Here is an 8,253-nt window from a genome sequence, read left to right on the forward strand (position 1 = left end):
ATTGCTCAAAACCGCCGTGGGTGGCCACCGCATTTTGGACATGCTGGTTGGAGAGCAATTGCCCCGCATTTGTTGAATCCATGGCCCCCCACTCATCCAATGTCGTCCAAGCGCCGACCGGACCGCGTGTCCTCCTCCTGACCGGCGAGAAAGGGGTCGGAAAGAGCACTCTTTTGAGAGAAGTCATCAAGAAGTTGCGCTGCGAGGTGGGAGGCTTTGTGACGGAGCCGGTGTTCGAGCACGACCACCGCGCCGGATACCGGATGATCGACCTGTGCACCGGAAAGGAGGCCACCATTGCGCAGCGGGTCCCTCACTCTACAGCAGCGCGAGGCGGACCTTTCGTGGTCAACCACCAGGCATTTGAGGTGTTTGGCGCAGCTCTGGTGCGGGAGGCGTCGCGTCGTGCGGATCTTATCGTCATGGACGAGATAGGCTGCATGGAGCAAGGAGCGCCGCTGTTTCAGGAAGCGGTGCGTGCTTGCCTTGCTTCAGGCAAGCCGGTGATTTGCGTAGTGCAAGCTGCCAAATGCGCTTTTGTTGAGGAGCTCTTGGCGACGTATCGTACCGAGGTCGTACGCGTCAGTGCGGTGCAAATGGAGAAGACTCGGGGGCTTATCCTGGAACGGCTGCGAAAATGGGGCTTGTGCGATGTGGGATAACATAGATGCGTCCTTGCGTGCCCAGGCACGGGAGGCGATCAGAGCTGCGCTGGCAGAGGATGTGGGCTCGGGGGACATCACCACTACCTGCTGCGTGCCCGGCAATCTGCACGGTGAGGCGGTAATTGTGGCCAAGGCAGAGGGGGTCCTTGCAGGCCAATTCGTGGCAGCAATGGCATTTGCCGAGGTGGACGCAAGCGTGCGGTACCACCCTATGCAAGGAGATGCCACCAAGGTGTCACCTGGGGCAGTGGTCGCGCGAATAGAGGGGCCAGTGGCGGCCATCCTCACTGGGGAACGTACAGCTCTGAACTTCTTGGGGCGCCTCTCTGGGGTCGCCACGTTGACGGCCCGCTTCGTGGCCCAGCTGGAGGGTACCAGGACGCGCATGCTCGACACGCGGAAGACCACGCCTGGCCTTCGCGCCCTGGAGAAGTATGCCGTGCGGTGCGGAGGTGGAGAGAATCACCGCTTCGGCCTTTACGACATGTTTCTTATCAAGGAAAACCACATCCGTGCCTGCGGCTCCATAACCGAGGCAGTGCGTCGATGCAAGGAGGGCAGGGGAGCAAAGCCCCTGAAGATAGAGGTGGAGGCCACCACCGTGGACGAAGTGCAAGAGGCGTTGGCTGCAGGTGTGGACCGCATTATGCTTGACAACATGCCGCTGCCACTCATTGCCGAGTGCGTGCGCGTGGTCAACCGCGCGGTCGAGCTGGAGGTCTCGGGCAACGTCTCTCTTCAAAACGTAGCCGATATCGCCAGAACCGGTGTCGATTATATATCCGTTGGCGCACTTACCCACTCAGCCCCGGTACTCGACCTCTCTTTGCAACTGCGAGCTCCATCCCCAAGATAAGGAGAAAAACAGGTGTCAACAAGGCACGAAAACACCGGATTGCCTGCCAGCGCCGGTGGTGTCCGCTTAGGGCATAGCCTGGAGGTGTACAGGGGCGAGTGCTTAGTTTTTGCAAGTGACGGAAAATGGCTGCATCCGCTCTTCGAGTTAGAGGACTTCCTGCGCAGGCAAGGATTGAGCGCTTCAGAGCTCGTGGTGGTCGACAAGATAGTCGGCCGAGCGGCGGCACTCCTGTGCGTTTATTTTGGTGTCGGCCGAGTGGTGGCCGAGCTCCTGAGTATTCGCGGCCAGCAGGTATTGGAATACCACAGGGTCCCCTACCAGTATGGTGCCTTGGTTGACCGAATCCTATGCCGAACAGAGGAACTGCTCGCTCAAGAGTGGGACCCGGCGAGGGCGTATGCCGTCCTGGCGGAGCTGCGCGCCCGCAGCCTGGACTCACAACCCGCCAAGCCGTCGGGCGGTGAATGATGCCCCGCACAGGTGGGCATAGCCCGCGCCACCAGGGTCGCTCGCAAGAAGCTCCGCACCTTGGGTCCTTTCCCCAAGGGAACGCTTTTTCTGGAACGGGTTTTGCAGAGACCTCGTTGAACAATGGGCGCCATGCCAATGTGGCAGAGAATGAGACGATTGTGCGCCGAAGTGGCGCTTTTCTGGGCATACAAAGGAGCTGATGAGTCATGTCCGACGAAAAGATACCCAACCCCTGGGAGATTCAGAGGGACATTAGCGATTACCTGAAGAAGAAGTACGGTGACCGCATTATCATCCCGCCTCAGCCAGACTTGGCGGGCGACAGCGGTGGCGACCGGACACAGCGGGAGGAGCCGCCGCTCAACATCGATTTTGACCTAAAGCCAGAGGAGCTGGAGGCCTACCTCAAGCAGTATGTGATCAACCAGGATGAGGCCATTGAGGTTTTGGCCACCAAGATTTGCACTCACTTCAACCGCATGCGCCTGGAAATGAGTCCGGGCGGGCCCGGAGAGCTGGTGGGCAATATCAAGAACAACGTGCTGATGATCGGGCCCACCGGCGTGGGCAAGACGTTCATCGTCAAGCTCATCGCGAAGAAGATCGGGGTGCCGTTTGTTAAGGGTGACGCCACCAAGTTCAGCGAGACGGGCTACGTAGGTGGGGATGTGGAAGACCTGGTTCGGGACCTGGTCAGGGAGGCCAACGGCGACATCCGTCTTGCCGAGTACGGCATCATTTACCTGGATGAAATCGACAAAATCGCCTCCAGTGGTAACATCTACGGCCCGGACGTTTCTCGGACCGGTGTGCAGCGCAACCTCCTGAAGCTCATGGAGGAGTCAGAGGTTGACCTGAAGACCCCCCATGACCTGGCCTCACAGGTGGAGGCGGCGATGGAAGCGCAACGTACCGGCAAGGTCACGCGCAAGAAAGTCAACACCAAGAATATCCTTTTTGTGGTGAGCGGGGCCTTCGCGGAGCTGGAAGAGATCATTCGCAAGAGGTTAAAGCAGCAGCCCATCGGTTTCACGACCGAGAAAGAGGCCTCCACCGCGAGCCTCGACAGGCAAGCCATCCTCAAGATGGTGCGCTCGGAGGACCTAATCAAATACGGCTTTGAGTCCGAGTTTGTGGGCCGTCTGCCCGTGGTGGTCTGCCTCAACGACCTAAGTGTTGAGGACCTTTACCACATCGTGAAGAATCCCAACAGTGTGGTGGTGCAAGCCAAGAAGCGCGATTTCATGGCCTACGGCATCGAGCTGGACTTTGAAGACGAAGCTTTGCGTAAGATTGCCGAGCAGGCCTACGCAGAGCGCACCGGTGCGCGGGGGCTGGTGAGCGCCATGGAACGTGTGCTTCTCAAGTTCGAGAAGAAGCTGCCCTCGACGAATATCAAGAAGCTCACCGTGACCGCGGCAATGGTTGAGGACCCGGTTGGTGAGCTCAACAAGCTCCTTCTCCAGCACGCCATCAAAGAGGTACAGAAGCGGCTACTGGCGTCGACCGGCGTGGTGGTCACATTTACTGACAAGGCCGTGGAGATGATCAATGCGATGGCTGAGCAGCAGAACCGTAGCTTTGAGACGGTGTGCAATGAGCTGCTGAAAGATTATGAGTACGGGATCAAACTGCTCAACCGCCCAGAATTCACGGTGGACGAGAAGGTTGTTGCCGACCCCAAAGGGCGTCTCGAGGAGTTGATCACGGAGGCCTACCACGGCAAGCGCCAGCGCCCCTGAGCCAAGTCGCGGAAAGGATTTTCCTCATTCCATATGCCAAGAGGTTCCACCACAGAGGCGGCCGGCCACCAGCGCAGGCACGTCTCCTTGGAGGTAAAAATTGCCCACCTCCCGGAACAGCCGGGGGCGTATCTATTCAAGAATAGGATGGGGAAGGTCATCTATGTGGGCAAGGCGAAAAACCTAAGGAATCGGGTACGATCGTACTTCGGTGCCCGACCCAATTCGGAGTCGCCGAAGGTACAGGCCATGGTGCGTCAGATCCATGATCTTGAGATCATGGTGACCGATTCTGAGGTTGAAGCTCTGATCCTCGAAGCCAATCTCGTCAAGGAGTACAAGCCTCGCTACAACATCAACCTCAAGGATGATAAGAGTTACCCCTATGTGCGTGTTACGGCTGAACCATTCCCACGAGTCTTTCCCACGCGGAGGGTTGTGCAGGACGGCTCCCGGTACTTTGGTCCTTACACCGATGTGAACGCCCTTCGCGACCTGCTCAAGACCATCCGGCGCATCTTTCCGATTCGCAGCTGCAATTATGAACTCACGGCTGAGACAATAGCCAAAGGCAAGTTTAAGGTCTGTCTTGACTATCATATCAACCGGTGCTTGGGCCCGTGCGAAGGGCACGTTGGGCAAGCCGAGTACGGGCGGGTAGTGGACTACGTAGTCCAGTTCATCGACGGCAGGAGCGACGCGGTGGCGGACGCTTTGCGCGAGCGGATGCACGAGTTGGCCGCGCAGCTGCGCTTTGAGGAGGCGGCGCGTCTGCGCGACATCCTGGCGTCCTTGGATGATTTCCGGCAAAAGCAGAAGGTCGTGAGCCAATCCCCAGTGGACCGCGACATCTTGGCCACAGCCGTCGCCGGGGACGACGCGTGCGGGGTGGTCTTCAGAGTGCGTGAAGGAAAACTGGTGGGGCGCCAGCACTTCTACATGTCAGGCACGGCCGGGGAATCCTTGGCCTCAGTGGCTACTTCGTTCCTCAAGCAGTACTATGTGAAGAGCGAGTATGTCCCGGCGGAGGTGTTTGTTCCGTGCGAGATGCTGGAGCAGGAACAGATTGTGGGTTGGCTCACGAGGAAGCGGAACGGTCAGGTTACGCTGGTGTGTCCCACTGGCGGTGAGGAGCTGAAGTTAGTTCGGATGTGCCAGCGCAACGCGGAGTTGTTGCTCAACGAGCTCCAGCTGCAAAAGGCTAGCCCGCAGGCGCGCGTCTCTCGCGCGGTGGCGGCCCTCCAGCACGATTTGGCCCTGCCCAGGCCGCCGCGGGTCATCGAAGCCTTTGATGTGTCCAACATCAGCGGCAGCGAGCCGGTAGCCTCGATGGTCTACTTTCGGAATGGCAAGCCGGTCAAGAGTCAGTACCGGCGGTTCAAAATCCGGTGCGAGAATACCCCGAACGACTATGCGATGATGAGTGAGGCGGTGACTCGCCGTTATGCTCGTCTGAAACAGGAGGGAGGTGAGTTGCCGGACCTCATCCTGGTGGATGGGGGCAAAGGGCAGCTGGGGGTCGCGCAAGCTGCACTGGCCTCCTTGGGCCTGGAACTGCCGGTGGTGGCCCTTGCTAAGAGGCTGGACGAAGTCTTCGTCCCCGGCGCCTCTGAACCGCAAAACGTTCCTCGCTCCTCGTCTGGTCTCAAGCTCTTGCAGCGCATCCGCGACGAATCGCACCGCTTTGCGGTGACGTACCACAGGCTGTTGCGGGACAAGCGGACGCTGCGTTCTGTCCTGGATGCAATTCCGGGCGTGGGTAAGGCGCGGCGGCAAGCTTTGTTAAAGGCCTTCGGTTCAGCGGAAGGGGTGCGCCAAGCAACAGTGGAGCAGATTGCCGCAGTGCCAGGCATTCCGCCTGCGCTGGCGGAACGCATCTGGAAAGCGTTGAACGAGCCACCGGGCGAGGGAGAGGAGGCATAGGTAGGGTGGAACGGTGTTGCGCGATGGCCAATGGCAAGAGCGGAGGTGGAGATGATCAGGCGATTTGACCAGCTGGTGGATGAGGTGAAGAAGCTCGGGGGCAAGAGAATTGCGGTTGCCATGGCGGACGAAGAAGACGCGTTGCGCGCCGTGAACCACGCGCGCGGCGCAGGCCTGGCCGAGCCAATTCTCGTGGGCGACAAGGAGGAAATCCTGCGCACGGCTGAGGCCGCAGGAATCGATATCACTGGTGTTGCGGTTGAACATGCCGAAGGCGAAGCAGGGGCCGTAGCGAGAGCCGTCGAGCTGGTGCGGGAAGGAGACGCCGAGGTGTTGATGAAGGGCAGGTGTTCGACCGCCGCGTTTCTGAAAGGGATCTTGGACAAAAATAGCGGGCTGCGGGGCTCCGGCATTCTCTCTCACCTTGCAGCATTCGAGGTCCCAACTTACCCTAAGCTAATTCTCATGTCAGACGCGGCAATGAACATCGCGCCGGACTTGCAGACGAAGATCGCCATTGTCGAAAATGCGATTGCTGCGGCGCACAAGCTTGGTATGAATGCGCCCAAAGTGGCACTGATCGCGGCAGTGGAGAAGGTGAACCCCGAAGGGATGCCATGCACCGCCGATGCTGCGGTCATTGCCAAGATGGCTCAGCGCGGCCAGATTAAGGGGGCGATAGTAGACGGACCGCTGGCAGTAGACAATGCCCTGAGCAGCAAATCGTGTGAGGTAAAAGGAATCTCCAGCCCAGTCGGAGGCGAGGCTGACATCCTCATCATGCCCACCATAGAGGTGGGAAATTGCTTCTACAAGACTCTCACTGTGCTTGCCGGTGCGCGGTGCGCAGGAATCGTTGTGGGAGCCCGCGCACCGGTGGTTCTCTCCTCGCGGGCCGATAGCGATGACACCAAGTTCTTGTCTATCGCCCTGGCGCTCATGGTGAGCTAAAGTCTTTCCGGGGCGCCGGAAAAACTCTGGTGCTCAAAAGTTTGCCATGTTGGCGCAATTCTTGACGTCCTAGCGCCGCACGGGCGGCAAACAGCGAGGCCTGGCCCACGACTACCCTGCCCCTCAATGCTTTGGAAAAACGCACATTAGCACGAACTGGCTAAAGGTGCGTTTCGCCTGGCAAAGGTTTTGCGCCTGCATAAGTCGGCAGCCCCAAGGGACCAGCAAACAGAAGCAGGTTGGGGAGGCTTGAGAAGCAGAGGAGGGCAAAACGATGAAGCCGCACGTGCTTGCCATCGCGGTCCTGGCAGCGACCTTGCCGTTGCTTGTCTTGCCAGCTGGCGCCACCGTCCAGTATGACATGGCAGTGGAGATCTGGACCGACCGCGGCGAAGACTTTGTCTACCTGCCCGGCGACCCGCTGCGTGTGTACTTCCGTGCACCCGAAGACTGCTATGTAGTCCTCTACCAAATCGATACCTATGGCAACGTGTGCCTGCTGTTCCCTTCGCCAACTAGCAACGCGTTCTTTGCCCGCGCCGGGGTGGTCTACTGCGTGAATGATTTTCTCCCCGAGGGCGTGCTCACGGTGTACGGGACATCCGGAGTTGGGTACATCGGTGTGCTGGCAAGCCCAGTGCCGTTCCTTGTCCCCCGGTGGATCAGGCCTCATCCTGCATACCGGGCCGCAAGTGTGGTCTACATCCCTGGGTACTATCCAGCCGTGGTCGTGGAGCCATACCTCGCCATCTGCGACCTGAACGAGCGGATTGTTGCAGACTGGGGCATAGGATTGAGGCTAGGGTTCGGCTATTGTTGGTTCTATGTGGACCATTGCTACGTGCCGGTTTTTCCGATCTGGCACCCGCGTTATTGGGAAGTTCGCATTGTCACTCGACCGGTGTACGAACGTGTGTGGCGGCACCACGACCGTTTCTACCGTTTGCCGCCGGCTGGCGTGCGGCACAACGGCCAGCGGCGGTTCGGCCTGGAGCGCTTGGCAAGGCGCCCGTTTGAACGACCGCGAACTTTCCGCGCCTCCCCGCACCCGGAGCCGCCTGCGTGGGCCCGTGCCGTGGAGCGACACACGGAACGCCGTGGGCACAATGAACCGGAGAGCCGCGAAGCTCGCGGATGGACACGTGTCGCGCGTCCGACGCCTGCGGGGCAAAGCGAGGGGAGGACACGCGCGCCACAAAGCCAATACGGTGACCTTCCGGCTGGCCCTGCCACATATTCGGATGCCGAAAGGAGACCCTCGCCCAGGTTGGCGCGCGAACCTGCTGGTATCAGCCCGTCGCACACCCCAAAGCTGGAGAATCCCGCGCCCAGGGAAACAATCGGCCGCCGAAACCGAATCAGCTTTTCGCGCGAAGCGGGTTCCGGAAGCAAGGCCTACAGGACGGAGTCTGCGGTTCGTCAGCGCCCTCAAGCTCGGGAACGGGAGATGCGCGTGCCACCACCCAGGCAAGAGTCGAGAGACTTCAGAGTTCTCCAATCAAAGTCTTCCCGGGAAAGGATGTGGACAGGCACCCAACGCGACGGTAAAGTGCGGACCCGAACCTCGCGCACATAGAGAACGAGACCGTCCAAGATAAAGCACGAAACCCGGCCAGTAATGCGCGCCCACACGGGGCTTTGA

Annotated in this window: 7 protein-coding genes; all 7 read left to right on the forward strand. The window is 59.6% G+C overall.

Features of this window, described 5'->3' with window-relative positions; translation table 11 throughout:
* Positions 1–80: 80 nt before the first annotated feature.
* The 7 genes from ONB25_07830 (at position 81) to ONB25_07860 (ending at position 8,187) form a co-directional block, all read left to right on the forward strand.
* Positions 81–662: a nucleoside-triphosphatase gene (locus ONB25_07830; protein MDZ7392785.1), complete on the forward strand. Its 582-nt coding sequence runs from the start codon at positions 81–83 to the stop codon at positions 660–662.
* The gene (nadC, locus tag ONB25_07835; protein ID MDZ7392786.1) at positions 652–1,521 is read left to right on the forward strand and encodes a carboxylating nicotinate-nucleotide diphosphorylase; all 870 of its coding nucleotides are present in this window, start codon (positions 652–654) and stop codon (positions 1,519–1,521) included. The genes ONB25_07830 and nadC overlap by 11 nt, the downstream gene beginning before the upstream one ends.
* A gap of 12 nt (positions 1,522–1,533) precedes the next feature.
* Positions 1,534–1,992 (forward strand): DUF1893 domain-containing protein, encoded by a 459-nt coding sequence (locus ONB25_07840; protein ID MDZ7392787.1) that lies wholly within the window; start codon positions 1,534–1,536, stop codon positions 1,990–1,992.
* Positions 1,993–2,201: 209 nt separating this feature from the next.
* Positions 2,202–3,737, forward strand: coding sequence for an AAA family ATPase (locus tag ONB25_07845; protein ID MDZ7392788.1), 1,536 nt, complete (start codon positions 2,202–2,204; stop codon positions 3,735–3,737).
* 33 nt (positions 3,738–3,770) lie between these two features.
* Positions 3,771–5,660, forward strand: coding sequence for an excinuclease ABC subunit UvrC (gene uvrC, locus ONB25_07850; GenBank protein MDZ7392789.1), 1,890 nt, complete (start codon positions 3,771–3,773; stop codon positions 5,658–5,660).
* Between the two features lie 30 nt (positions 5,661–5,690).
* Complete coding sequence (locus tag ONB25_07855; protein ID MDZ7392790.1) at positions 5,691–6,611, forward strand: bifunctional enoyl-CoA hydratase/phosphate acetyltransferase; 921 nt, start codon at positions 5,691–5,693, stop codon at positions 6,609–6,611.
* 274 nt (positions 6,612–6,885) lie between these two features.
* On the forward strand, positions 6,886–8,187 hold the full coding sequence (locus ONB25_07860) for a DUF4384 domain-containing protein (protein MDZ7392791.1): 1,302 nt from the start codon (positions 6,886–6,888) through the stop codon (positions 8,185–8,187).
* The last annotated feature ends 66 nt before the right edge of the window (positions 8,188–8,253 follow it).

The sequence above is a fragment of the candidate division KSB1 bacterium genome (genome assembly GCA_034506335.1).
GTDB lineage: Bacteria > Zhuqueibacterota > Zhuqueibacteria > JANLFK01 > Oleimicrobiaceae > Oleimicrobium.